This window comes from Rufibacter sp. DG15C (assembly GCF_001577755.1).
Taxonomy (GTDB): Bacteria; Bacteroidota; Bacteroidia; order Cytophagales; family Hymenobacteraceae; genus Nibribacter.
In genome coordinates this window covers 2,380,662-2,405,509 of the sequence record NZ_CP010776.1, presented here as the reverse complement: position 1 = coordinate 2,405,509, position 24,848 = coordinate 2,380,662, and the positions used below count along the sequence as shown (strand labels likewise).

At 47.8% G+C, this 24,848-nt stretch carries 21 protein-coding genes; 15 read left to right on the top strand and 6 right to left on the bottom strand.

The features are described 5' to 3' along the window. The first annotated feature begins 143 nt into the window (after positions 1–143). The 5 genes from TH61_RS10270 to TH61_RS10250 all read left to right on the top strand — a co-directional run bounded on the left by TH61_RS10270 (position 144) and on the right by TH61_RS10250 (position 3,477). Positions 144–719, top strand: coding sequence for a 30S ribosomal protein S16 (locus TH61_RS10270; RefSeq protein ID WP_066508863.1), 576 nt, complete (start codon positions 144–146; stop codon positions 717–719). A gap of 10 nt (positions 720–729) precedes the next feature. Continuing rightward, entirely contained in the window at positions 730–1,326 is a 597-nt protein-coding gene (gene rimM / locus TH61_RS10265; RefSeq protein ID WP_066508861.1) for a ribosome maturation factor RimM, read from the top strand. Next, on the top strand, positions 1,313–1,996 hold the full coding sequence (gene trmD / locus TH61_RS10260) for a tRNA (guanosine(37)-N1)-methyltransferase TrmD (protein WP_066508860.1): 684 nt from the start codon (positions 1,313–1,315) through the stop codon (positions 1,994–1,996). The genes rimM and trmD overlap by 14 nt, the downstream gene beginning before the upstream one ends. A gap of 88 nt (positions 1,997–2,084) precedes the next feature. Then, a complete protein-coding gene (gene rplS, locus TH61_RS10255) occupies positions 2,085–2,438 on the top strand; it encodes a 50S ribosomal protein L19 (RefSeq protein ID WP_066508855.1) in 354 nt (117 codons plus the stop codon). Between the two features lie 265 nt (positions 2,439–2,703). Continuing rightward, positions 2,704–3,477: an SDR family oxidoreductase gene (locus TH61_RS10250; RefSeq protein WP_066508854.1), complete on the top strand. Its 774-nt coding sequence runs from the start codon at positions 2,704–2,706 to the stop codon at positions 3,475–3,477. 204 nt (positions 3,478–3,681) lie between these two features. Here the strand turns inward: TH61_RS10250 and TH61_RS10245 are convergent, their stop codons facing one another. The 3 genes from TH61_RS10245 to TH61_RS10235 all read right to left on the bottom strand — a co-directional run bounded on the left by TH61_RS10245 (position 3,682) and on the right by TH61_RS10235 (position 6,533). After that, on the bottom strand, positions 3,682–4,137 hold the full coding sequence (locus TH61_RS10245; protein WP_066508852.1) for a hypothetical protein: 456 nt from the start codon (positions 4,135–4,137) through the stop codon (positions 3,682–3,684). 33 nt (positions 4,138–4,170) lie between these two features. After that, positions 4,171–5,040, bottom strand: a complete 870-nt coding sequence (locus tag TH61_RS10240; protein WP_066508851.1) for a RimK family alpha-L-glutamate ligase — start codon at positions 5,038–5,040, stop codon at positions 4,171–4,173. Between the two features lie 155 nt (positions 5,041–5,195). Next, positions 5,196–6,533 carry an amidohydrolase gene (locus tag TH61_RS10235; protein ID WP_066512769.1) on the bottom strand — a complete coding sequence of 446 codons (1,338 nt, stop codon included), beginning with the start codon at positions 6,531–6,533 and terminating at the stop codon, positions 5,196–5,198. 215 nt (positions 6,534–6,748) lie between these two features. On the opposite strand from TH61_RS10235, the gene TH61_RS10230 reads away from it, so the two are divergent. From TH61_RS10230 to TH61_RS10220, 3 genes are all read left to right on the top strand, one after another. After that, positions 6,749–7,339 (top strand): inorganic diphosphatase, encoded by a 591-nt coding sequence (locus TH61_RS10230; protein WP_066508849.1) that lies wholly within the window; start codon positions 6,749–6,751, stop codon positions 7,337–7,339. A gap of 108 nt (positions 7,340–7,447) precedes the next feature. Beyond that, positions 7,448–9,103 (top strand): glucose-6-phosphate isomerase, encoded by a 1,656-nt coding sequence (pgi, locus tag TH61_RS10225; protein WP_066508847.1) that lies wholly within the window; start codon positions 7,448–7,450, stop codon positions 9,101–9,103. A gap of 267 nt (positions 9,104–9,370) precedes the next feature. Further along, positions 9,371–10,225 (top strand): pirin family protein, encoded by an 855-nt coding sequence (locus TH61_RS10220; protein ID WP_066508844.1) that lies wholly within the window; start codon positions 9,371–9,373, stop codon positions 10,223–10,225. 99 nt (positions 10,226–10,324) lie between these two features. Here TH61_RS10220 and TH61_RS10215 read toward each other — a convergent pair whose 3' ends face one another. After that, a complete protein-coding gene (locus TH61_RS10215) occupies positions 10,325–11,086 on the bottom strand; it encodes a hypothetical protein (RefSeq protein ID WP_066508842.1) in 762 nt (253 codons plus the stop codon). 130 nt (positions 11,087–11,216) lie between these two features. Between TH61_RS10215 and TH61_RS10210 the strand changes: the two genes are divergently transcribed. The 5 genes from TH61_RS10210 (at position 11,217) to TH61_RS10185 (ending at position 17,587) form a co-directional block, all read left to right on the top strand. Then, positions 11,217–11,624: a 6-carboxytetrahydropterin synthase gene (locus TH61_RS10210; protein WP_066508841.1), complete on the top strand. Its 408-nt coding sequence runs from the start codon at positions 11,217–11,219 to the stop codon at positions 11,622–11,624. Beyond that, positions 11,617–12,285, top strand: a complete 669-nt coding sequence (gene folE / locus TH61_RS10205; protein ID WP_066508840.1) for a GTP cyclohydrolase I FolE — start codon at positions 11,617–11,619, stop codon at positions 12,283–12,285. The genes TH61_RS10210 and folE overlap by 8 nt, the downstream gene beginning before the upstream one ends. Positions 12,286–12,430: 145 nt before the next feature. Then, positions 12,431–13,348 (top strand): TIGR01777 family oxidoreductase, encoded by a 918-nt coding sequence (locus TH61_RS10200; RefSeq protein WP_066508838.1) that lies wholly within the window; start codon positions 12,431–12,433, stop codon positions 13,346–13,348. A 1,222-nt stretch (positions 13,349–14,570) separates the two neighbouring features. After that, the gene (locus TH61_RS10190) at positions 14,571–16,037 is read left to right on the top strand and encodes an exopolysaccharide biosynthesis polyprenyl glycosylphosphotransferase (protein WP_082780352.1); all 1,467 of its coding nucleotides are present in this window, start codon (positions 14,571–14,573) and stop codon (positions 16,035–16,037) included. Positions 16,038–16,174: 137 nt separating this feature from the next. Continuing rightward, positions 16,175–17,587 carry a T9SS type A sorting domain-containing protein gene (locus TH61_RS10185; protein WP_066508833.1) on the top strand — a complete coding sequence of 471 codons (1,413 nt, stop codon included), beginning with the start codon at positions 16,175–16,177 and terminating at the stop codon, positions 17,585–17,587. 128 nt (positions 17,588–17,715) lie between these two features. On the opposite strand, the gene TH61_RS10180 is transcribed toward TH61_RS10185, so the two are convergent. Together TH61_RS10180 and TH61_RS10175 are read right to left on the bottom strand one after the other, a co-directional pair. After that, positions 17,716–18,600, bottom strand: a complete 885-nt coding sequence (locus tag TH61_RS10180) for a polysaccharide lyase (RefSeq protein WP_066508831.1) — start codon at positions 18,598–18,600, stop codon at positions 17,716–17,718. 381 nt (positions 18,601–18,981) lie between these two features. Further along, entirely contained in the window at positions 18,982–20,289 is a 1,308-nt protein-coding gene (locus TH61_RS10175; RefSeq protein ID WP_066508829.1) for a polysaccharide lyase, read from the bottom strand. A 1,300-nt stretch (positions 20,290–21,589) separates the two neighbouring features. Here TH61_RS10175 and TH61_RS10170 point away from each other — a divergent pair. Next, complete coding sequence (locus TH61_RS10170) at positions 21,590–23,917, top strand: T9SS type A sorting domain-containing protein (RefSeq protein ID WP_082780351.1); 2,328 nt, start codon at positions 21,590–21,592, stop codon at positions 23,915–23,917. 131 nt (positions 23,918–24,048) lie between these two features. After that, positions 24,049–24,843 (top strand): polysaccharide biosynthesis/export family protein, encoded by a 795-nt coding sequence (locus TH61_RS10165; RefSeq protein WP_066508821.1) that lies wholly within the window; start codon positions 24,049–24,051, stop codon positions 24,841–24,843. Positions 24,844–24,848: the final 5 nt, after the last annotated feature.

Sequence of the window (24,848 nt, the reverse complement as noted above, 5' to 3'; positions counted from 1 at the left end):
ATGCATCTCCGTTAACATTACAAGCAGGTTGTTAATTAGCACATTCCATCAATTTCAAAACTTCACATTGTCAATTTGTTAGAAATTGGCGTATCTTTGCCCCCCAATGCCGGACGGGTTCCGGCGCTTTAACAAAACTAGTTATGCCTGTTAAAATCAGACTGGCCCGCAGAGGCCGCAAAAAAGCAGCTATGTACGACATCGTAGTAGCTGATTCTCGTTCACCACGTGATGGTCGTTTCATCGAGAAATTGGGTACTTACAACCCACAAACCAACCCTGCCACTATCAACTTCAACGAAGACAAAGCGTTGGATTGGGTATTGAAAGGCGCTCAACCAACTGACACTGTGAAAGCTATGCTTTCTTACACTGGTGTTATGTTCAGAAAGCACTTGCAGATTGGTGTTGCCAAAGGTGCCGTGACGCAAGAGCAGGCAGATGCCCGTTACCAAGAGTGGAAAGACGCCAAAGACGCTAAGATTACTGGCAAGAAAGAGCAATTAGGCTCTGACAAAGCTGCTAAGAAAAAGGCTAACCTTGAGGCTGAAGCCAAAGTAAACGCGGCTCGTGCAGAAGCTATCCGTTTGAAAAACACGCCGGCTCCTGAGCCAGTTGCAGAAGTAGAAGAAGAAGCTCCAGTTGCTGAAGCTGAGACTGCTACAGAAGAAGGTGCTACTGAGGCTCCTGCTGCTGACGCTACAGAAGAGCAAGCTTAATTTTACGGCCATGACGTTAGACGCATGCTTCCAGTTGGGGTATATCGTCCGTACGCATGGCACCAAGGGCCAGGTGGTCGCGTTTTTTGACGTAGACTTCCCGGAAGAGTACGATGAATTGGAATCAGTTTTCCTGTTAATTAACGGGAAGCTGGTTCCTTTTTTCATTGATGACCTCAATCCGCAGGACAAAGGCAAAAGCATCATCAAGTTTGAGGATGTGGACACCGTGGTGCAAGCCGAGAAGTTGAAAGGCACCAGCCTGTACCTTCCGCTGAAAATGCTGCCGGAGTTGGAAGAAGACCAGTTCTACTTCCATGAAGTGATTGGCTACACCGTGGTGGACAGTGTGCTGGGTGAACTGGGAACGGTAGAAACCTTCTTTGATTTGCCGGCGCAAGACCTATTGGCCATGCAGTACCAGGGCCATGAGATCCTGATTCCGGTGAACGACGAGGTCATCCAGAGGACAGACAAGGCAGAGAGAAAGCTGTACGTGACCCTGCCCGAAGGACTGATGGAGGTCTACACCAAGCCCTCTAACAGAATGGAGGAAGAGCCACCTATTGCCGGTGAAGAGGAAGACGACGACGATGACGCGGTTTGATATTATCACCTGCCAGCCTAGCCTGCTAGACGGCCCCTTCAGCCACTCCATCTTAAAGCGTGCCCAGGACAAAGGCCTGGTAGAAGTGCATCTGCACGATCTACGCCAGTACGCCATCAACAAGCACGGTCAGATTGATGACTATGCGTTTGGCGGCGGTGCGGGCATGGTCTTGATGGTAGAGCCCATTGCCAAGTGCATAAGAGAATTGCAGGCCCAGCGCAGCTATGACGCGGTCATTTACATGACCCCAGACGGCCAGACGCTGAACCAGGCTACCTCTAACCGCTTGTCCCTGCTGGAGAACATCATCATTCTGTGCGGTCATTACAAAGGCGTAGACCAGCGCGTGCGCGATTTGTTTGTGACCCATGAGATAAGCATAGGCGACTATGTTTTGTCGGGTGGGGAGCTGGCGGCCGCGGTGCTGGCAGATTCCATCATCAGAATCATACCCGGCGTATTGAATGATGAGAGCAGTGCCTTGTCAGACTCTTTCCAGGACAACCTGTTGGCGCCGCCGGTGTATTCCCGGCCCGCTGACTTTGAGGGACATGCCGTCCCAGAGATTCTTCTTTCTGGCAATACCCCTAAAGTAGAGGAGTGGCGCTTTGAGCAGGCAATACAGAGAACCCGCGAACGCAGGCCTGATTTATTGCCCGAAGAATAAAATTATTACTACTTGATTTACAATTACAAAAATTACGTCTATATTTGCACTCCGAATTTTGAGATAAAATAGACACTATATTATAGTCATGAGCGATTTAATCAAATTAGTAGAGCAGGAATACACTGAGAAGCGTGCGTCTATTCCTTCTTTTGCTGCTGGCGATACCGTGAACATTCACGTGAAAATCCGTGAGGGTAACAAGGAGCGTATCCAGCAATTCCAAGGCGTGGTATTGCAACGCAGAAACTCTGGTGTAAGCGAGACTTTCACTGTAAGAAAAGTGTCTAACCAAATCGGTACAGAGCGTATTTTCCCGCTTCTTTCTCCAAACATCGAGAAGATCGAGGTGATCCGCAGAGGTAAAGTAAGAAGAGCTCGTCTGTTCTACTTGAGAGGCCTTTCTGGTAAAGCTGCTCGTATCAAAGAAAGAAGAGGATAGGACCATATCCAATTGGTTTTCCCATAGTTTTAGTTTTGAAAAAAGCCGGTTTCTACACCGGCTTTTTTTATTGCCCTATTTTTTTGTTGCTCGTTATTTGTTGTTAGTTGCTCGAGGGACATACAATAGGCCGTTACTGATAGAGTAAAGGCCTCCTCGTTTTTGTCCTCTTTTTCAGAAAACAGCCCAAAAACGGCGGCAAAGCTATCAGGTTACAGAGTTTCTGCGTAGACTTGGATTCCATTACCAAATTGAACCACAGAACATGCAACAGAACCGTTGGAGTTTAGAAGGCCGCCGGGCCTTGGTCACCGGCGCCACCAAGGGCATAGGCGCCGCCATTGCAGAAGAACTGCTTACCTTGGGCGCCGAGGTGCTTATTGTCGCGCGCAAGGAACTGGAGGTAAACCAAGCCGTGGTAGACTACCGGGCTCGTGGCCTTAAAGCCTCTGGCATGGTCGCAGACGTAAGCCTTTCGGCGGACCGCCACAACCTCCTGCAATTGATTCAGAATACCTGGGGCGGCCTGGACATCTTGGTCAACAACGTGGGCACCAACATTAGAAAGAAAATCCAAGACTACAGCCCAGAAGAATACAGCTTTCTGTTGCAGACCAACCTGACCAGTGCCTTTGAGCTCTGCCAGCATGCCTTGCCGCTGCTGCAGAAATCCCCGCAGGGCAACGTGGTGAACGTGTCTTCGGTGGCTGGTTTGGGCCACGTGCGCACGGGCACCATCTACGGCATGACCAAAGCGGCCCTAATCCAGCTGTCTAAGAACCTGGCCGGCGAATGGGCACCCTACGGCATCCGCGTGAACTGCGTGGCGCCTTGGTACATTAAAACCCCTCTAGCTGAGACCGTCTTACAGGACCAAGAGTATTTAAGGAGCGTGTTGAGCCGCACTCCGCTCAACGTCATCGGCAACCCCGAAGACGTGGCCGGAGCGGTCGCCTTCTTATGCATGCCCGCGGCGGCGTATATTACGGGCCAGTGCATAGCTGTGGACGGTGGCATGAGCGTGAACTACTTCTCATAAGAATCAAACCATTATAAAACGGAAAGCCCTCTCAAATTTGATTTTGAGAGGGCTTTCCGTTTTTGGGCTACTTTCTGGGAAATGAGCCAAAAACGGTTTTAAGGAAAATACTTGCAGGTCTTCAATCCCCCTGAGTTCTTGGAAAGTTTCGTGCATGAAGCATGCCTACCGCCATGCCATAGCTTATGCGCCTTATTCAGGAAGTCATTTTTCAATCTGATTAAATATTAACTTGACCAAGTCTCCTTGCAGTCTATTATCTCCTTGTGTATAGTCAATAACCAGAATAAGTTCTAAAGTCCTTTTTGTAAGTTTTTCGATTCTATAACTCACCGGAATTAGGACACCTTCTTGTTTGAACCTAATATGATTCATTTCTACTTCATAATGTACAGATTGCACAGAATCATTGATTTCATATCTCAAGGTGCTCTGATCCCTAAAATCCATCAACGTAATTATCGGCACGTTGAACATAGTGCCTACGCTATTCTTAACGTGCTTTATTTCCTTAAAAACCCATATCTTATGAAGAGTTGGTTTCTTTGAATTTAGTGAAGTAACAGATTTATTTGCTGCTACTCCAAAGCCTGCTTTAATTCCCTTTTGGATATTAGGAATGTTAATTATCAAACCGAATAATAAGATTAACAGTCTCATTTAGTTAGGATTATCCCTAAAAATCTCCTACGCCTAAAGCATGCTTTTCAAAGCATGATAGTAGTTCTCCAGTGCATGCTCATTGGTGTGCAAGAACAGGAACGGCTCGATCAGCTCCAGTTCCATGAGTTGGAGTTCCTCTCCTACCACCACGCCGTCTACGCGGGCGTAGAGACAGCCTTGGGCAAATTGGTCTACCAGTTTCTGGGCTTGGCTCAATAGGTGCGCGGGGGCTTCCTGAGGATGGATGGTGCCGCCAAAAAAGTGCTGCACTCTAAAGTCACCGCTCTTGGCAGACTTGAGCAAGGTATGGCTATATTTCCCCCCGAAGAACAGAAACGACCACTCCCCTTCTTCCTGAATCTGCGGCATGAATGGCTGGGCCAGAAAATCCTCTGTGGCGGTCAACTCCTGAATCTTGGGCAACTCGGCGGCGGCCTGGTTTTTTGCTACAATAAACGTGTTCTTGGCACCGCCGCTCACCGTAGGCTTCACAATAAGTTTATCGGTGCCAAAGCGGGTGTAGAGTTCCTCCAGGTTAATGTCAGTGCCTCTTTTAAGCAAGGCAGAAGGAACTACGGGCAGACCGGTTTCAGCTATCTGTAACAGGTAGTGCTTGTCCGTATTCCAGCGCACAATGTCCACGGGGTTGAGCAGGCGCACGCCCAAGCCTTCTATTTTGTCCAGCCACGCCAAGAACTCCTCAATGCGGTCAAAGTAGTCCCACGGCGATTTAAGGATAGCCACGTCGTACTGTTGCCAGTTCACGGCCGGGTCATTCCATACCTCCACGGTCAGGTCCAGGCCTTTGGACGTGAGGTAATCCACCAATACACTGTCTTCGCTGCTGCTCAAGGAGCCGTAGCTGTGCAAATCTGAATAGGTTACTAATGCGAGTTTCAAGGGAGTAATCTGTTAATAATGGATTCAAGTAACTGAGCGCAAGTTTCAGCCGAGAGGCCTCTGAACAAGGTGGCTCTAGGCATAAAAAAAGCGCTTCGTTTTTGGCCTATTTTCTCAGAAACAGACCAAAAACGAAGCGCCAAAAGTACAGAAAATTACTTGGATGCGCTCTTCTGCAGAGGCTTATTCAGGTAGTCAACGGCCAGGTAGGCCAGGGTGCGCATGCCCAGTTTCATGCCGCTCTCGTCAATCATGAAGTCCGGGGTGTGGTGTGCGGGAATCTTGTTGGAGTCCATCCCCTTCGGCATACCACCCACAAACAGGTACACGCCCGGAATCTGCTGCTGGAAGAACGCGAAGTCCTCGGCGCCGGTCACGGCCTTGGTCAGTTTCACGTTGTTCTTTCCGGCGGCCTGTTCTAGGCTTGGCAACATGTGCGCGGTGAGCAGCTCGTGGTTATAGGTGACGGGGCATTGCTCGGTGATTTCAACGATAGCCGTGGCGCCGGCGCTGGCGGCAATCATCTCGGCGGTGCGTTTGAGGCGGGCGTGCAGTTCTTTCTGCATGTCGGTGTTGAGCGCCCGGATGGTGCCGATCATCTCCACTTCCTCTGGGATGATGTTAGAGCGCACCCCGCCATGAATGGCGCCCACGGTGATGACGGCGGCATCCTGCGTGATTTCCATCTGGCGGCTCACAATGGTCTGAATGCCGTTAATTATCTGCGCCGACACGGCAATGGGGTCAATACTGGCCCACGGGTACGCCCCGTGCGCCTGACGACCCTTAATTTTAATCTTGAAGTTGTCTGAACTGGCCATGGTCCCCTGCGGCTTGTACTTCAAAGTGCCTACCTCTGTGGCCGAATTGATGTGCACGCCAAAGATGGCCTCTACCTTGGGGTTGGTCAGCACGCCTTCCTTCACCATCAGTTTGGCGCCGCCTTCCTCTCCTGCGGGTACGCCTTCCTCGGCGGGCTGGAAGATGAACTTGATGGTGCCAGCAATGTCTTTTTTGTTCTGAGTCAGGATTTCGGCGGCGCCCATGAGCATGGCAATGTGCGTATCATGGCCGCAGGCGTGCATCACGCCCACCTGCTGGTTATTGTAAGTGGTCTTCACCTTAGACGCGAAGGGCAGGCTGTTCCGCTCGGTCACGGGCAGGGCGTCCATGTCGGCGCGGAGGGCGACCACGGGGCCGGGCTTGCCGCCTTTCAGAAGGGCTACCACCCCAGTTTTGGCGACGCCGGTATGAACTTCCAGCCCCAGGGATTTCAGGTGCTTGGCAATCTTCTCGGCGGTCTTGAACTCCAGGTTGCCCAGCTCTGGGTTCTGGTGGAAGTCTCTTCGCCATTGGATGACTTTTGGTTCTATCTTGTCGGCTAAGCGGTCTATCTGGGCGTGCAGGTCGTTGCTTTGCCCGTAGCTCACCGCTGGTAGCACAAAAAGGCCGGTGGCCAGCGTGCAAAGGCTTAGTTTCTGTAAAAGCGTCATGGAGAGGTTGTTTGATTTGGTGGTGTTTCCAGAAAAATAAGTCAAAAACTGTTAACATGGAAGTAAAAGAAAGAAAGTGCCGTGACCGCTGGAATCCTAGGCGGGAAAGGTGTAAGTTTATAGGAGGCGTACTGGTCTCACAGAATCCCCCGTTCTGTTCTAGTACTGGGCCTACCCCGCTCCATCACGTTACCTTGAAAGGACTTGCTTTCCTTATGAAATACCTATTCCCTATTTGCCTCCTGCTTTTTGCGGTGCTGAGCAGCTGTACCACCAATTACCAGGAAGTGCCCGCTTTTACTGACACCAAGCAATGGCAGGCCGTAATTGTGACGCCCGCCGGCTCCACTGAGCCGCAGCGCTATGACTTCATTAAAAAAGAGTTTGTCCGTAAAACAGAAGCCGGACGAGCCAAAGAACTGGACTTTCTGCCCTATCTAGGCAACGAGGGCTTTATTCCCAGCACCCTGGTAGACTCAGCTAAGGGAAGGCCGGCCGCACCGTTGCCGGTACTGGTGCTTTCCAACCAATTAAAACAGGGGACGGTGCTGGAGATTCTGCCCATGGGCGTGCTGGTGCTGGAACGAAGCGGGGAGCTGTACCATCTGATAGTGGCTATACCGGCCCGGCCCAGTGAGCAGACCATCTCGGCGCACAACTACATGGATTTTTCGGGGCGCTACCCGGCCGTGAAGACCATCTTGCAGAACTGGTACCTGAACGTGGACCGCCAGCAACCCACCCGTCTGATGGGCTGGAAAGATGAGGCCTTCGCCGAAAAGCTAATTCAGCAGTGGATTCAATAACCAAAAAGAGAAAAGCACGAATAGTAAGGTGATGCCAGAGGTAAAAAGGCCTTTGGCATTTCTATTCAATCTCTTCTTAACTTCGCGCCAGATAATAAGAATGAAACTATGTTACCCGCTATAAATCCCACCACCACCCAAGCCTGGAAGAAATTAGACGCCCATTTCCAGCAGATGCAGTCTCAGCACCTCAAGGACCTGTTTCAGGAGGACCCGCAGCGCTTCGAGAAACTGAGCCTCACCTTTGAGGACATCCTGCTGGACTTCTCCAAGAACCGCGTGACCGAGGAGACCATGCAACTGTTGTTGCAATTGGCGCAGGAGACCGGTTTGCGGGAAGCCATTGACGGCATGTTCTCCGGGGAGAAAATCAACTTCACCGAGGACCGCGCGGTGTTGCACGTGGCCTTGCGCAACAGCTCCAACACGCCTATTCTGGTGGACGGACAGGATGTGATGCCAGACGTGAACCGCGTGCTGGACCAGATGAAGGCCTTCTCTGAACAAATCATCTCGGGTGGCTGGAAAGGCTACACGGGCAAGCCCATCACCACCATCGTGAACATTGGCATCGGTGGCTCTGACCTAGGCCCCGTGATGGTCACTGAGGCCTTGAAGCCGTACCAGAAGCCTAACATCACCACCTACTTTGTGTCAAACGTGGACGGCACGCACATAGCCGAGACCCTCAAGAAAGTAGACGCCGAAACCACGCTGTTCATGATTGCCTCCAAGACGTTCACCACCCAGGAGACTATGACCAACGCTCACAGTGCGCGCACCTGGTTTTTGGAGAATGCAAAGAATGAGGAGCACATCAAAAAGCACTTCGTGGCTATCTCTACCAACACCAAGGCCGTGTCAGCGTTTGGCATTGACCCGCAGAACATGTTTGCCTTCTGGGACTGGGTAGGCGGAAGGTACTCGTTGTGGTCTGCCATTGGCTTGTCCATCTGCTGTACCATCGGGTTTGAGAACTTCAGGTCCTTGCTGGATGGAGCGCATGCCATGGACCAGCACTTCCAGAAGACGCCATTTGAAAAGAACGCGCCCGTGATTCTGGCTTTGCTGGGCATCTGGTACAACAACTTCTTTGGGGCTGAGGCGCACGCGCTATTGCCGTATGACCAGTACATGCACCGCTTTGCCGCCTACTTCCAGCAGGGCGACATGGAAAGCAACGGCAAGTCGGTGGACCGGAACAGCGAAAAGGTAAATTACCAGACCGGTCCTATCATCTGGGGCGAGCCCGGCACCAACGGCCAGCACGCGTTCTACCAACTCATCCACCAGGGCACCAAACTGATCCCATGTGACTTTCTGGCCCCGGCCGTCAGCCACAACCCGCTCAGCGACCACCATCCAAAACTGATGGCCAACTTCTTCGCGCAGACCGAGGCCTTGATGAATGGCAAAACCGAGGAGGAAGTCTTAAAGGAGATGCGTGCCGCCAACCTGTCTGAGGAGGAAATTAAATCCTTGAAAGACTTTAAAGTGTTTGAAGGCAACCGCCCTACTAACTCTATTCTGTTCAAGCAACTGACCCCAAGAACGCTGGGCGCCTTGCTGGCCATGTATGAGCATAAAATCTTTGTGCAGGGCATTATCTGGAATATCTACAGCTTTGACCAATGGGGCGTGGAACTAGGCAAGCAACTGGCCTCCAAGATTCTGCCTGAGCTATTAAATGAGGAGCCAGTCATGTCACATGACAGCTCTACCAACGGTTTGATCAACCAGTTTAAGGCGTTTAGAACCAAGTAGTCCTATAGACTTCTCTTATACTCCCCTTTCAGCTTTCTGCAAAGTTGGAAGGGGATTTTTTCTGTCCATCTGTTTCCGCGACAGGCTATTACTTGAAACTCCGTTTTTGGCCTCTTGCCTAGGAAACAGGCCAAAAACGGAAGCCTACTGTGACAAGAACTTACTTCAGGTAGATTACTTCATTTTTTATGTACGTACATACACATAACAACCTTTTGGCGCTTACCTTCGCTACGGAAGTAATAAGCCTACTCCAACCTAGTCACTATGAGAACCATCAAGAAAATCCATAAAGCAGAATACTCCCCCATCGCAGACTTAATCACCTACTCGCCATTACCGTCCCGAGGACTGCAGATGATTGACCCGTTTCTGTTTCTGAACCACCACGGGCACCAGGTGTACAAGCCCAACAACAACGGATTGCCGTTTGGGCCGCACCCGCACAGGGGCATGGAGACCATGACCTTCATTCTGGAAGGCGACATCATGCACAAAGACAGCGGCGGCCACGAGAGCGTGATTACGGCCGGTGGGGCGCAGTACATGACCGCGGGCCGTGGCTTAATCCATGCCGAAGTGTCTTCTTTAGACTTCAAAGCGAAGGGCGGACCGCTGGAGATTCTACAGTTGTGGATGAACCTGCCCGCCAGGCACAAGATGATGGAGCCGGCGTACAAAGGTCTGCAGAAGGAAGACATCCCCAGCTTTTCTCCTGAGGATGACAAAGTGACCATCAACTTGGTTTCGGGCACGTGGGGCGAGCACAAAGGCGCCTTTGACACCGTGACGGATATTCTTTTGGGCACCATTTACTTCCAGCCCGGCGGAGAGTTGAAAGTATCTGTGCCCGCAGAGCGTAATATCTTCTTCTACATCATCAAAGGCTCACTCACCGTGAACGGGCAGGAAGTGCCTTACCGGAACCTGGTGGAGTTTAACAATGACGGAGAGGAATTGGAGGTGAAAGCTTCTGAGGAAAGCATTCTGTTGTTCGGGCATGCGGCGCCATTTAATGAGCCGGTGGTGGCGCAGGGGCCGTTTGTAATGAACTCCGAGGCTGAGATTAGACAGGCCTACCAGGACTACCAGCAGGGCAAGTTCGGGCAGTGGAAGCACTAAATCGTTTTTGGCCTGATTTCCGGAAAACAGCCTGAAAACGGGAGGGCCCGATGTTGCAGAAACATCGGGCCCTCCCGTTTTCAAATCACAGTGTACTGCTTAGTTAATCTTGTCCATTTTGGCTTTTACAATCTCCACGGCGCGGCGCATGTTCTCTACTTCCTTCTTAGCGGCCTCTTGCTGCTTCAGGTTGTTTTCTACGTCTTGGTTTAGCTGAGTCAGTTCGTTGCCGTTGGCGGCCAGTTCGGCTTCCAGTTCTTGTTTGCGGGCTTGGTTCTTGGTGATTTTGTATTTGATTTCATCCGCCTGGCGCGCTACGCGGTCGGCCTCATTCTGAGAGTTTACCAATACTTTCTCGGCATCAGAAATCTGTTGCTGCACGTCTTGCTTGTATACTTGGCGCGCGAACTGCTGCAACATGGCCTCAGAGCGGGCCCACTCTTTGGTGGTTTCCTTTTTGCTCAGGTACGCGTTGCCTAAGTCCAGAGACCACCAGACCATAGTCCCTTGGTCAGAGCCCTCTACCTTAGACATGATGCGCATGGGGTTGGTGGTAATGGTGTCTATCTGGGCTTTCTCCACGGTGTACACGCCTTTACCCGCTTGTGCTTTGGCGGTAGGTAAAATAGATGGACCTTTCACGGTGCCGCCGGACTTCTCCTTTAGATAAGAGGCCCAGGCCTTCTCCACCACTTTGCTGTCCAGCTGGATCATGATGCGCTGCCCCTTCCGGACGATGCCATTGATGTCCACTTCCTTTTCGTCTACCGTTGAGCGCTGCTGTGCCCAACCCATCGTTGCCATGCCTAAAAGCATGAACAACAGCGCTACTGCCTTCATGTGCGTACGTTTGCCTTTCATCTTATTGTAGTGAGGTATTCAATCCTGAAATTAGGCAAAAAATCAGAATAGGCACAGAGCCGTATAAAATTTTACCTTTGAGCCAAGCGCCACTAAAAACCTATTGGCCCATTTGCCTGTTTGATGCACTATGAACGTAACCGTCTGTAGAAAAGAGAACTTCAACGCCGCCCACCGCCTGCATAATCCTGCCTGGACAGATGAGCAGAATACCCGGGTGTTCGGGCTCTGCAACAACCCTAATTACCATGGGCACAATTATGAGCTGGTGGTGCGACTGACGGGCCCCGTAGACCCAGACACAGGCTATGTCTATGACATGAAAAAACTGAGTCTGCTGATTAAAGCAGAAATTTTAGATAAATTTGACCACCGAAACTTAAACCTGGACACAGACGAGTTCAAACATCTGAACCCCACCGCCGAAAACATTGCCATGGTCATCTGGCAACGCCTGCGCCCCCACCTCTCAGAAAACCTGGCTTTGTCCGTCACACTATTTGAAACCGAAAGAAACTTTGTTGAATACCATGGATAGACGGGAGGACAATGATCAGGATCCTGAAGAAGACCATATGACTGGTTCTTTGGATACGCCGCTCCGCCCAGATGCCTTTGCCCTGACGGATGAGCAGAAGATTGAGGGCATAGAATACCACTTTAAAGAGATCATGCAGCTTCTGGGCCTGGACCTGGAAGACGATAGCCTGAAAGGCACACCACGCCGCGTGGCCAAGATGTACGTGAAAGAGATCTTTGACGGCCTAAAGCCAGAGAACAGGCCGGCCGCCCGTCTGTTTGAGAACCGCTACGGTTACCGCCAGATGCTGGTAGAGCGTGACATTACCTTGTACTCCAGCTGTGAACACCACTTTGTGCCCATCATCGGCAAAGCCCATGTGGCCTATATCCCTAATGAGCATGTGATTGGCTTGTCTAAATTGAACCGCATTGTGCAGTACTTCGGGCGAAGACCGCAGGTGCAGGAGCGTTTGACGCGCCAGATTGCGCAGGAATTACGAGATGTGTTGAAGACTGAGAACGTGGCCGTTTTAATAGAAGCAGACCACCTCTGCGTAATGAGCCGCGGCGTAAACGATGTGAGCAGCAGCACCATTACCTCTGAGTATTCGGGGCTATTTGAACAGGAAGCGTACCGCTTGGAATTCATGCAGGCCATACGCCATAACAAAAGCTGATGCAAATCTTCCAGAAGATGAATTTTTCAGACGTTCGCTGCGTTTTCCAGTGCACTGCCTCTTTAAAAGGAGCAGGCACATCTATTCTTAACTGATTTTTCAGAAGGGAAAGATGGCTGTGAACGCAGATCGTATAGAAAGCAACATGTCAGGAAAGAAAATACTGATTGCCGGAGGCACTGGTTTGTTAGGGACACGTTTGTCAGAGATGCTGATTGACAGTGGGTATGAAGTAGCCCACCTCAGCCGCAACCCAGACAAATACGCGCACTACAAGACCTTTAAGTGGGATCTTAAAAAAGGCTGTTTGGATGAGAACGCCTTGAAGTATGCAGACTACGTCATCAACTTGGCAGGCGCCAGCGTCTCTGAGGAGAAATGGTCTGGGTCCCGCAAAAAAGAAATCCTGCACAGCCGTACGCAAAGCACGCATGTGCTCTGTGACTACTTAGGAAAGGTGCAGCACCACGTGAAGGGGTTCATCTCCTCATCGGCGGTGGGCATTTACGGCAACTCTGGAGACAAGCTGATGCTGGAAGAAAGCGCTTACGGCTCTGACTTTTTAGCCGAAGTCTGCAAGCAATGGGAGCATTCTGCTTGGCAGGTGCACAGCTTGGGGATCAGGACGGTTATCTTCAGGATTGGGATTGTGTTGAGCAACAAAGGCGGGGCGCTGCCCCAGATTGCCAAACCCATACGCATGCTAGCCGGTGCACCGCTTGGTTCTGGCAAGCAGTACATGTCCTGGATTCACATTGATGACATGTGCCGTTTGTTTATCAAAGCCATTGAAGACACTAGCATGCAAGGAGTGTACAATGCCGTATCTCCTCATCCTAGTACCAATGAAGAAGTCACCAAAGCTTTGGCCTCAGTGATGCACAAGCCTTTGGTTTTCCCTAACGTACCAGCCTTCGGGTTAAAGTTGATGTTGGGCGAAATGAGTGAAATTGTGTTAGGTGGCTCCAGAGTGAGTGCCAACAAAGTGCTACAGACTGGCTTCACGTTTGAGTACGGCCAGCTTCAAGAGGCTCTGGAGTCTCTATATGATAAGAATAGTTAAGTGGTGAATGGGACTGGGTCATGCAGATCATTATTCAGTCCCATTGACTCTTCTTGCATACTTACCTCTTCCCCTTTTGTCTTCTTGTCTAGTTAATCGGATGCAAGGCTGCAATTTCTTTGCAAACTCCTGCAACTTAGGATATATAGATTTTTTATTCGGGTTTTGGTTCACCTTATGGTGTAAGGATTCGTATTCATCTATTGGATCCGAAAAACAAGAAGTAACTCCTTTAAATCTCTGGGTGATTTAGGTCCCCAATCAAATCCACACTCTCCTTTTCAGGGTTTACCCATAAGCATATTGAATATTATATAAATCATATATTTAATTAAATCCGTCAATTTTTCAAAGTAGTACTGTTAGAAGAAATCTATTGGACTTTCTGTAAATTCTCATTTAGGCTGGCACGACATAAATTGTCGCTTTTGTAAAAATTGGCCACAACTTTATAAGAGAATCTTAGTATATAGGTTATATAGCAAACGGTAATATTTACATCTCATTACCTTTGCTATCTCAGTGACATACAGAGCACTTAAGAGATTTAATTTCTGAACTTCTCTTTCAGCAAATCCTTTAGATCATCTGTATATTTTAGAGTAATAGGCACTAGTGTTGTAAGGGTTGAACGGTGATGAATGAATTTTGCTTTTAATAGCAATTCAAGAAGGAGCCTCCCTTTGTGAGAATGGCAAGTTGCGGTTGGTAAACAAATAATGCTACTCTATGAAAAACCTTTTCCCTTCTACTTACTCAGATTAGTACCTGAGCGCACACCCTCTGGTGAGGTTTCCCTCACAGACTCAACTACCATTTAAGGCAAGCTTTCACTGTTAAGGTGAAAATACTCTCATCAGGTTTTGAATAGGAATCTATTCTTCACTTGGCTTGGCTGTCTATGGCTCGTGAATTCCCCTATCCTCTTTCTGAGCGTGAGGCCCTACCCTTACGACATACAAAAGTGAATAAGTATATCTGCAAAGCTTTTTGCATGCAGATGTAGTTGGTGCACTTGAACAAGTCTTCTCCTGGGCTTGGTGATTTCTACCCATGCTGGTTTTGCGTGCAGTTTTGTCAACACCAGTGGCGGTAAACTTTTCTTTTGCTAAGCAGCCAGGGAGCCAGACACGCTTCCAATCCTTAAAGACCTCCTACTTGTGGGCCACTTTGGCCATTTACCTTATTGCAATTGTAGTACATCGCCTAAATCTGAGTACCCATGATTCAGCCTATACCTACTTTTCTACCAGATAGCTCTTTAACAGATCCAAGTTCCTTCATCTCTAGAAAAACACCTAGGTTACTAGTAGGCCTCTTGGCGCTTTTATACCTATTCTTCTTAATTCAATATACTCAAGATGCTAAATGGGCGGTAAGTAGCCTGGTGTCCATCTATTGCTTGGCCTATTTGATAACCACTGTTGTCTCCTACAGAAGACCCATCAACTCTTATAAATTTTCTGTCTATTTTATTATTTCTGCCAGTCTTCTAACTCTGTTCTACATTTATTTCAATAATCTATTCCTACACTACACGTTTGCGCCGGCTACCACTTTATGGATTGATCAGGTAACTACTCCCTTAGAATTGCTTTCCCTTTCTTTCTTAAAACCTATGATGCCCGTGAGAGAGGGGAACCAACAAACTGCCTCGCAGTTTCATACACCCATATTTTCTTCCATCAAAAATTTTGCAGTAGACCACAAAACGAAATATACCCTGATAGCAGGCATAGGCAATACTGCTAAAACCATTCAGAAACAGTTCTACAACTGCCATGACGCCAGTTATCAGATAAAAGGCTTTGTGAAATGCAAGAACGAGGCCTGCGAGGTACAGCAAGAGAATATTGTCTCTGACCTGGCGCAGTTTAAAAATTACCTAAGAGATAATACCGTAGATGAGATTGTGATTGCACTGCCGGTCAAAACGTCTAAAAAAGTAAAACGCATCTTAGAAACCGCTGACTACTACGGCATTCGGGTAAAATACATTCCAGATTACCAGAACCTCTTCGGGAAGAATTACAAGGCTACCCGCGTAGGCTCCCTGGACATTGTGAACGTGCGCCAGACCCCGTTAGATGAGACCTATGCCTTCTTATTGAAGAATACCTTTGACAAGATTTTCTCCTTGGCAGCGCTCCTATTTCTGGCACCAGTGTTTCTGGTGATAGCCGCGCTCATCAAGTTAGATTCACCAGGCCCTATTCTGTATTGCCCGGTAAGGATTGGCAAGTCTGGCAAACCTTTCAAGGTGTTCAAGTTTAGAAGCATGCGCGAGAACGATAGCGCCTTAGGTGGCACCATGTCTACTCAGGAAAACGACAACAGAATCACTAAACTGGGTCGCATATTAAGAAAATACAGCTTAGATGAGCTTCCTCAGTTTATAAACGTGCTGTTAGGTGACATGAGCGTGGTAGGTCCCAGACCACATAGAAGTTTCTTAAACCAACAGTTGCAGGAAAGCGAAGACAAGTACATGGTGCGCCATTACTTTAAACCTGGCATTACGGGCTGGGCACAGGTGAATGGCTGGCGCGGGCCTACAGATACCAAGGAACAGAAAAACCAACGTACCTGCCATGACCTATGGTATGTAGAGAATTGGTCCTTGTGGCTGGATATCAAGATCATATACATGACAATTTTCGGAAAAAACACCCACAAAAATGTCTTCTAATACGTATATATATGAATTCAATATTCTTCCCGTCACAGTAGCCTGGCTTTTACCTACGTAAAGCCAGTAAGAGTTCTCTGTTTAGCTACTGTTGCCTTACCATTCCCTCACCCTATAGCGTCCTAAAACAAAGAACCATGAGAAAATTTACGCTCCTGTTCATATTTTCTATCTTTTTATCTCTGCCTTTAACGGCGCAACTTTCCTCCTTTAAAGTACTACAACCCGTTGGCGTTGCTACCAACACCGGTGATAAGCCACAGTCAAAAGTGTGGTTTTATGAAGGAAAATACTGGAGCATTCTACCAGATGCCGTTGGTACCCACCTCTGGCGCCTGGATGGTACCGCCTGGACCAAACTACAACTGCTGCTTCCTGGGGATTATGCCAAGGCAGATTGCAAAGTGGTGGGCAACATTGCGCACATCCTTTTATTCAGGGAGACCAATATGTCTTATCTGATGTCATTAGAGTATTCTGCCAAGGACAACACCTATCAACTCTGGTCACAACGTCCGTCTAGGGTGGTATTGAACCTGGATCCTAATGTGGAAGTGGCCACCCTGGACATTGACAGCAAAGGCAGAATGTGGATAGCCTATGACGGCAGTAAAGAAATCTATGCCCAATGGAGCGATGCCCCCTACTCTACCTGGAGCGCCCCCATTACCTTGGCTAACAACACCAGCACCGATGATCTATCTGGTGTCATTGCGCTACCCGGTATAAATAAAATAGGCGTACTCTGGTCTAACATTGCCACCAAGCGCTTCGGTTTTAAGTTACACGATGACAACGCTGACCCCAACACATGGTCAGAGGACGAGATTCCGGCCAACCAGTCAGCCATGGATGTTGGCGCCGGCATGGCAGATGACCATTTAAACATGACGGCCGCCAGTGACGGCACTTTGTATGCCGCCGTCAAAACTTCCTTTGAAACCGCCGGTTACACCAAAATAGCCTTGCTGGTACGTAGACCATATGGCACTTGGGATGAAATGTACAAAGTATCTGGCACCGGCACCCGGCCCATTGTCATCTTAAACGAAGCACAGGACAAGCTGAAAGTAATCTATACCGCTGATGAAGGCGGCGGCGACATCTTACAACGAGAGTCCTCTACCATTAACATCTTGTTTGACTCGCCGCGCACCTTGCTTGCCGGGCCTTATAACTATGCTTCTACAGCCAAGAACAATCCCAATGCACCAGAGTCTATCGTGATTGCCACCAACGTATCTTCCCTCAACTTGCAGGCGGTAGGAGTATTAACGGTAGACGCCCTTGGTTCTACCCTAAAAGCCTACCCAAACCCATTCAATATGATGTGCACCATAGCCTTCTCTTTGCCAGAGGACAGCGACTATTCTATTGGCATCTATGACAGCAAGGGTTTACAAGTAACCTCATTTGTACAAGGCAGCGCCATTAAAGGCAAACAAAACAAGGTTACCTTCAACGGCTCAAGTTTAGCCAGTGGCCTTTACATAGCTCGCCTTAAAACCAGCACGGGCATGCAGCATATTAAAGTATTGCTTGAGAAGTAAAAAGCTGCTCAGACAATAGATTATCTAAAACGAAGTCGCCAGCTACCTACACTAGCTGGCGACTTCGTTTTTGGCCTTATTTCTGGAAAACAGGCTAAAAACGACAGGTTCATGGCCAGATAGTGGGATTACTTTTGGGCCGTGGTTTCGGCGCTGGGCGCCATTTCTGCGTAGGTGGCGTGCTCATTACCCACTTTAATGTTGTCAAAGTACACCACCCGGTTGGTCACGGCCGAAGTCCCGTTTTTAAAGGCCGCTTTGTACAATCCGAGCTTCCATTTGGGCATCACCGCATTGTTGTACATGTTGCCGGCAGCATGTGTGAGAATTTTGTTTCCGTTGTGCCATACCTCAATGAGTCCGTCTTCATGGAAGGAATGCACAAAATGAAAGACAAACTCATGCCAGGTGTCTTTGGTTACTTCGCCTAGGTCCAGTTTCTTTTTACTTTCGGGGGTTACGCCGTCAGAGACCAAGTTTGCATTGAACCCGGTATCTAACACAAACCTGTCCTTATTCACGCGTAGGGCTGTGGCAGGACTAGAAGACTTCTCCCCTAAATGCTGGTCGGCGCGCTGGTACCACTGCGAAATGATTTCACGCACCGTGTCTTTGGCAAACCCATCTGACGGAAAATACACCGCAAAAGAATACCAGCGCTCCTTAGAAGTGACCGGCCCTACAATGGTGACTTCGGCGCGTTTGCCGTCTTTCACCAAAGCCTGGTCAGCTCTTATCTCAAACCGGGCTGCTTTTCTGCCTTTGAACACCGGCGAGGTGACATATTGCAAGGCGTAGTCCCAGTCTCCTATTTCTTTGCCGTGGGCGGCAGAAAATGGTGCGTCATTTTCAAAGGTTTCTTCAAACAGGAGATTGGAATTGGCTGATGACTTGGTTACAGAGATTGGGTGAGTATCTAGAGCCGTAGACTTTTCTCCTTTTTTACCTGCGCACGAAACCGCCAACAGCATCTGCAGCAAAAGCAAACCATTAGAATATAGAACCATAATCATGTAAAGAGAGGTGCCGCATGGAAAGTAGCCGAAATTGCGCGAAGCAAATTCCTTAGCTGTTACTATTCAACCTTCTACGCAAGTATGGCCACCTTTGTGATATTAATTTACTGAAGGTTTCCTCTACTATTATTTAGCCCGAAGTTGGGCAGAAGCATAAGTGATTTCATACTTGAGCTATGTAGAATTTTCTTCCGTTTTTGGCCTGTTTTCTGGAAAACAGGCCAAAAACGCTTCTCCTCTCATCTTTGTTTAGCATCAATTCCATAATCATCTCAAGCTTGTACAAACAAAAAAGGAGCAGCTAGGTGGCTGCTCCTTTTTAAAGGGTTTAGTATCTGTTATTACTAGTCAGGTTAAGGTTGGCATTTGGCCAGGTTCTTAGTTCTGAATTTTGAAGTTGATGGTGTACGCAGGAGCTGTTAAAGATCCAAGGCTGCTCTTAGTACCAGTGTACGTGCTACCAGTCAAGGTATAAGAACCTGTTGCAGCAGTCCAAGAGTAGTAGTCACCTGCTCTGTTGTCACCAAACAAAGCGTAAGGAACTGCGTCATCCAATCTGGTTTCGCTCTTAGCACCTGACATTACAAATTTCACTACACCACCGGCTTTGGCCGTGTTGGCTCTGATGTTGAATCTGTTTGTACCAACAACACTTAGGTCAATCACGCCACCATTAGGGATAGTCATGATGTCTTTGTCTGTAGTGGCATTTACCAAGGTGAAGCTAACAACCTTCTGAACGTCTGTTGAAGTTGTGGTAGTAGGAGTAGTCGTCGTGGTTGTGGTCGTGCCACCAGTTGTAGTCGTTCCACCTGTTGTAGTTGTACCGCCTGTAGTAGTAGTTGTACCAGTTGTGGTAGTAGCAGTAGTTCCTGAACCAGTACCAGAGCTCATGTCAGCGAAGGTGGCGTTTGCGTTACCTACTTTTACGTTGTCAAAATAGATCACGCGGTTGGTCACGATTGTCTCATCATATTTGAAAGCAGACTTATACAAACCAATTTTCCACTTAGGCAATACGTCATTGTACATGTTACCACCAGTCAAAGTCTTCACTTTCACACCGTTCATCCAGATCTCAACAAGTCCGTCAGAACCATATGAGTGAATGAAGTGGAACACAAACTCAGTCCAAGTGTCTTTCTTGATGGCACCTAGATCATGTACTACGCGTGTTTCTGGCGTGTTTCCTACTTCAAAAGTGATTCTATCTTTGTCCGTTCTCAATGAAGTAGAAGGGCTTCCGCTCTGGTACCACTGGTTAATGATCTCACGCTCCGTGTCGTACTCATATCCTTTAGAAGGGAAATAAGCAGCGAAAGAGTACCAGGTATTCTTGGTGATATCACCTTCAGCACCCTTTACAATAGTGAATTCAGATCTTTTACCATCATTCACCAACGGCTGATCCTTTCTGATCTCAAAGCGGGCTGCTTTAGTACCTCTCCATACTGGAGTATTTACAATTTGAAAGGCATAATCCCAAGTTCCAATTTCTCTACCATGAGCAGTAGAGAAAGGAGACGTACCTTCCATAGTTTCCTCAAAAATCAAGTTGGTTGAAAGGTTAGAAGTAGAAGCTACTTCTGCGGTTGGGTTCATTTCTTCTAGTTCATCTTTTTCACAAGAGGCAGAGATGAAACCTACTAGCAATGGCAATACGATATATTTGGTGTTAAACTTCATGTTGAAAAAAATTAATAAAGGGATTTTGTAAAAGGTTTGGCTTAGTTCTCAAGCCCCGTGTAATAATTAGGCGGCTTAAGCGTTTAAATATCAGTCAGCTAAAACTGACCTTACTACTTCCTTCTAAAAGTGCCTCATAGACGACTGTTTGGTTAAACTTCTTCCTTTTCTCTTTCTGCACTAAAACCAGAAACACCATCTGGTACCGTTTTGCGTGAATTGTATTTTTACCTTTTGTAAATTCTCATTTTATCTTTCAGAATCTTGTAACCTCCTTATTACCAATTCCGTAGTTGCAAAGTTAATAACAATATTAATACATTTTTCAAAGACCCTCCATTATTACCATATTGTATCAAATTGTTATAAAAAAAAGCTAAAGTTCTTTATTCCCTTCTACACTTTGTTAGAAAAGTACACAACTAAATATTTCAACTATCTGTATATCAATCACTTATATCAAACATCCACTATACTTGATTCTTCAGTATAGCAAGAGACTATAATCTTTTAGTCAAAGAAACGCCCTCATTCAATAAAACATAGATTGTTATATTCTAACTAGCTATTAACCAATACACTAATGCTACATATTGCATTAATCCGTGTCAGTTTAGAAGTATTTATTCTTGATAATTGAACACACTGTTCTAAGGCTCATTTTTTGGATAAGGCGCGTTTATAGATTGGTAGAGCTTCAATCAGAGTATTAGATTTGAAAGGAGACCTCTTATAGTAGAGGATGTGGCTACTGATTGAAATAATATCTTAGATAATGTTAGATGGAAGTGGCTGTAGGCTATTCGTCATCTGTGCAGGTCTCTTTATTAAGGGATTGGTCTTTCACTTAGAATAGCTGGTAGACGAACTACCTCCACCAAATCGTCATCCAACCTATTTCCAGAGAGGGTTTGCTATATTCTAGATTTTGAGATTATCCGTATTAAAACGCAAACATTCACTTTTGGCCCGCGTATAGCATCTTATATTCTCACTATTCAGTTATTGAAAAAGTAACATACACTTCTGAATAGGCCAATCAACCAGAACCTTTAGGCGTCTAATGCCTTAACACCTCTCACAGTTACGTTCATGTGGTGCTATGAACGTCTGAAAACATGCGGAGCACCCTTGCATATTGCCCTCCAGCGCCAGCCGCAGATAATCTTATTTGCCCGCTGACTTCATGTAACTGCAAAGAAAGCTTCTGCTTTAGGTACATGCTTATCCAGGCTGCCCCGGCCTTCTATTCTACTGCACCTACTGCCAGATCATCTGTTTGATTATTAGTGTTTGTGGCATGAAAAAAATTTCAACTCTCTTATTTGCACTTTCTGTGCTCTTTGTATTTTCAGTAAATGCCCAAAATGTCTTTATACCATTTGGTTCTACCTGGTCGTATCTGGACAACGGGTCAAACCAAGGCACTTCTTGGAAAGACCCCTCGTTTACTGAGACTACCGCATGGAAATCTGGGTTGGGCAAATTTGGCTACGGCATAGATGATGCAGTAACCACCATCAATTATGGGCCCACCACCAGCCCCAAGTACATTACCACCTACTTTAGAAAAACAGTCAATATCCCAGACCTATCCTCCCAAAGCTCCTACTCAGCCAACATTAAAATGGATGATGGCGTGGTGGTGTATGTGAATGGCGCAGAGGTTCTACGCTACAACATGCCCACCGGCACTATCGCCTATAACACCCTTGCCTCCATTAGCTCTAGCGGCAATGGAACCAACATTATCAACTTTGCCATTCCAGCATCTGCGTTTGTAGTGGGCACCAATGTGGTAGCGGTTGAGGTCCATCAACAGAAGGCCAATACCTCTGACATGGCCTTTGACTTGGAACTGATTGGGCCAGGCACAGATGTCACGCCACCAGCAGTAGTAAGCATCAATAGGCAGGCGCCTACCGCCTCAACTGTCACCTCTCCGGGCACCGCTATCTTTAGAGCCACTTTCTCTGAAGCTGTTACGGGTGTCACTGCAGATGATTTCACTTTTACTGTAAGTGGTAGCGCGACAGCTACCATTGCTAGTGTAACTGCTGTAGGGACTAAGAAGACGCAATATGACATCTCCATCAACCTTAGCGGAGTAGGGACGCTGCGTCTAAACTTAAAATCTTCTGCCACTGGCATTATAGACTCATCCAACAACCTAATTGCCACTGGTTATACTTCAGGGCAGACTTACACCCTTGAAGCCTTAAGCAGCGGGACCGGGTTCAGTTCAGTGACTAACCTCAGCCCCATGCCCATTTCCATTAACACCGCAGACAAACCTCAATCTAAGGTATGGCAGTATGCGGGCAAGTTCTGGACGGTGCTGCCTACGGCAGATGGAACCTTCCTTTGGAGGCTAGACGGCACTACTTGGACCAAGATGTTATCTGTGTATGGCGGCACCTCTTCCAGAGCAGACTGTAAGGTAGTGGACAATGTAGTGCATGTACTCCTATATAGAGGCAGCAGCACTTCTTACCTGGTATCTCTGGAATATGTGCCCACATCTGCCAACTACAAACTTTGGAGCGCCAGAACCACTAGAACATCTCTTACCTTAGGACCAGATGCCGAAACTGCCACGCTGGACCGGGACGGCACCGGAAGGCTGTGGATAGCCTATGACACCCCCGGAGCGGTCAACGTCCTCTGGAGTGATAGTCCTTATACTACTTTTAGTGCACCTATTGTTATACAGACTGGCATAGTCAATGATGACATTTGTAGCATTATCGCCCTGCCTACCCAAGGCAAGATTGGGGTACTGTGGAGCAACCAGAGTGCAGACTTTTTTGGCTTTAAGACACATAATGACGGGGACGACCCCAACACCTGGTCTGTAGATGAAAAACCTGCCTCCCAGTCTGCCTTGAAAGTGGGCACTGGCTTCGCTGATGACCACCTGAACATGAAAATTGCCAGCGATGGTACTTTGTATTGCGCGGTTAAGACTAGCTATGAGTCGCCGGGCTATACAAAGCTAGCGCTTCTTGTCCGGAGACCTACTGGGATTTGGGATAATGCGTATGAAGTGACTGAGTTTGAAGGCACCCGGCCTATGCTCATCCTGAATGAGGCCGCAAATAAAATGCAGGTCATCTTTACCTCGCATGAAAATGGCGGTGACATCCTATACAGAGAGTCTGCTATCAGTAATATTTCCTTTAGCCCTACCATTCCTCTATTGAGAGGATTGTACAACTATACCAGCAGCACCAAGGACAGCTACACGGGAGAGACGGTCATCATTGCCACAGATGTTTCCACCACCGCCTGGAAAGCAATTGGTTTTTTAGTGACAGACGGCAACGCGGCTGCCACGGTGACTACCAATTTATTACCAGAGCACAGTCATAAAATGCTCAAGGCGTATCCTAATCCTTTCCAAGGAACCACCACCGTGCTGTTCACTTTGCCCACCGCAGGAGACTACACCTTGGCCTTGTACAATAACAAAGGAGAGCAGGTAGCAGACCCTACAAAAGGAAACGCTGCCGGTGGAGTTTCTACTGCTGTTGAGGTGAAAGCGAATCATCTGCCTTCGGGCCTCTACATCCTTAAACTGCAGACGGCGCAAGGCATTGAGACCATGAAATTACTGCACACTAGGTAAAAGTACCTCCGCTGACAGGGCGGTGAGATGAATATGAGATTTTTGAATTCTCTGGCCTTTGGGCCAGAGAACTTCTACACCCATAAAAGTACGCTTATAGAAACACTTCTAATCCTACCAGACCAAACGCTATGATTGTACCACTAAGAAAATCGCTGTCCTACTTGTTACTTGTGCCTTGCTTCCTTTTCTTCTGCTCTTGTGCCAGCACCAAAAAAGTGGTGTACTTTAATAACATTCAAGACAGTGAACTGCCGGCGGGCGTAGAAAACATTGAACCGCTTATTCAGAAAAACGACCTGTTAAGCATTTCTGTGAGCAGCCTTAACCCAGAGGCCACCAAAATCTTCAATACCCCCAACGTAACAGACTCAGAGGCCCCTGACTTCTCAGGCAGAGCCACTTCCGTGTCAGGGTATCTGGTCAACTCTCAAGGGTACATTCAGTTCCCCATCTTAGGAAACATCAAAGCCGTAGGGTTAACCAAAAGACAATTAAAGGAAAGCCTTACCAAAAGCCTTACAGAACGTAAACTCTTGGTAGACCCCATCATCAACATCAGGTACCTCAACTACCGCGTAACGGTCCTGGGCGAAGTAGCCCACCCTACCGTGGTAAATGCCCCCAATGAGAAGATCACCTTGTTAGAAGCCCTAGGCCTAGCGGGTGACTTAACCATCTACGCCAAGCGTAGCAACGTCCTGATCATACGGGAAGTGGACAATAAGAAAATCATTAAACGAATTAATCTTAACTCTACAGAGCTGTTCAACTCCCAGTATTACTACCTACAGCCCAATGACATTGTGTATGTAGAGCCAGACAAAGCCAAAGTAGCCACCGCAAGTCCAGTGAGACAGCTTTTGCCCTTGATTTTTAGCGGGCTGACTGTCGTTGTAGTTGCCGTTGATAGATTAACCAGATAAATCAG

Excerpts from the sequence above, each read along its gene's own strand:
- trmD (WP_066508860.1), top strand. The coding sequence starts at position 1,313 with ATGACGCGGTTTGATATTATCACCTGCCAGCCTAGCCTGCTAGACGGC.
- TH61_RS10235 (WP_066512769.1), bottom strand. The coding sequence starts at position 6,533 with ATGACGCTTTTACAGAAACTAAGCCTTTGCACGCTGGCCACCGGCCTT.
- TH61_RS10165 (WP_066508821.1), top strand. The coding sequence starts at position 24,049 with ATGATTGTACCACTAAGAAAATCGCTGTCCTACTTGTTACTTGTGCCT.
- TH61_RS10270 (WP_066508863.1), top strand. The coding sequence starts at position 144 with ATGCCTGTTAAAATCAGACTGGCCCGCAGAGGCCGCAAAAAAGCAGCT.
- TH61_RS10175 (WP_066508829.1), bottom strand. The coding sequence starts at position 20,289 with ATGAAGTTTAACACCAAATATATCGTATTGCCATTGCTAGTAGGTTTC.
- TH61_RS10230 (WP_066508849.1), top strand. The coding sequence starts at position 6,749 with ATGAAATACCTATTCCCTATTTGCCTCCTGCTTTTTGCGGTGCTGAGC.
- TH61_RS10190 (WP_082780352.1), top strand. The coding sequence starts at position 14,571 with ATGATTCAGCCTATACCTACTTTTCTACCAGATAGCTCTTTAACAGAT.
- TH61_RS10180 (WP_066508831.1), bottom strand. The coding sequence starts at position 18,600 with ATGATTATGGTTCTATATTCTAATGGTTTGCTTTTGCTGCAGATGCTG.
- TH61_RS10245 (WP_066508852.1), bottom strand. The coding sequence starts at position 4,137 with ATGAGACTGTTAATCTTATTATTCGGTTTGATAATTAACATTCCTAAT.
- TH61_RS10215 (WP_066508842.1), bottom strand. The coding sequence starts at position 11,086 with ATGAAAGGCAAACGTACGCACATGAAGGCAGTAGCGCTGTTGTTCATG.
- rplS (WP_066508855.1), top strand. The coding sequence starts at position 2,085 with ATGAGCGATTTAATCAAATTAGTAGAGCAGGAATACACTGAGAAGCGT.
- TH61_RS10250 (WP_066508854.1), top strand. The coding sequence starts at position 2,704 with ATGCAACAGAACCGTTGGAGTTTAGAAGGCCGCCGGGCCTTGGTCACC.
- folE (WP_066508840.1), top strand. The coding sequence starts at position 11,617 with ATGGATAGACGGGAGGACAATGATCAGGATCCTGAAGAAGACCATATG.
- TH61_RS10220 (WP_066508844.1), top strand. The coding sequence starts at position 9,371 with ATGAGAACCATCAAGAAAATCCATAAAGCAGAATACTCCCCCATCGCA.
- TH61_RS10210 (WP_066508841.1), top strand. The coding sequence starts at position 11,217 with ATGAACGTAACCGTCTGTAGAAAAGAGAACTTCAACGCCGCCCACCGC.
- pgi (WP_066508847.1), top strand. The coding sequence starts at position 7,448 with ATGTTACCCGCTATAAATCCCACCACCACCCAAGCCTGGAAGAAATTA.
- rimM (WP_066508861.1), top strand. The coding sequence starts at position 730 with ATGACGTTAGACGCATGCTTCCAGTTGGGGTATATCGTCCGTACGCAT.
- TH61_RS10170 (WP_082780351.1), top strand. The coding sequence starts at position 21,590 with ATGAAAAAAATTTCAACTCTCTTATTTGCACTTTCTGTGCTCTTTGTA.
- TH61_RS10185 (WP_066508833.1), top strand. The coding sequence starts at position 16,175 with ATGAGAAAATTTACGCTCCTGTTCATATTTTCTATCTTTTTATCTCTG.
- TH61_RS10200 (WP_066508838.1), top strand. The coding sequence starts at position 12,431 with ATGTCAGGAAAGAAAATACTGATTGCCGGAGGCACTGGTTTGTTAGGG.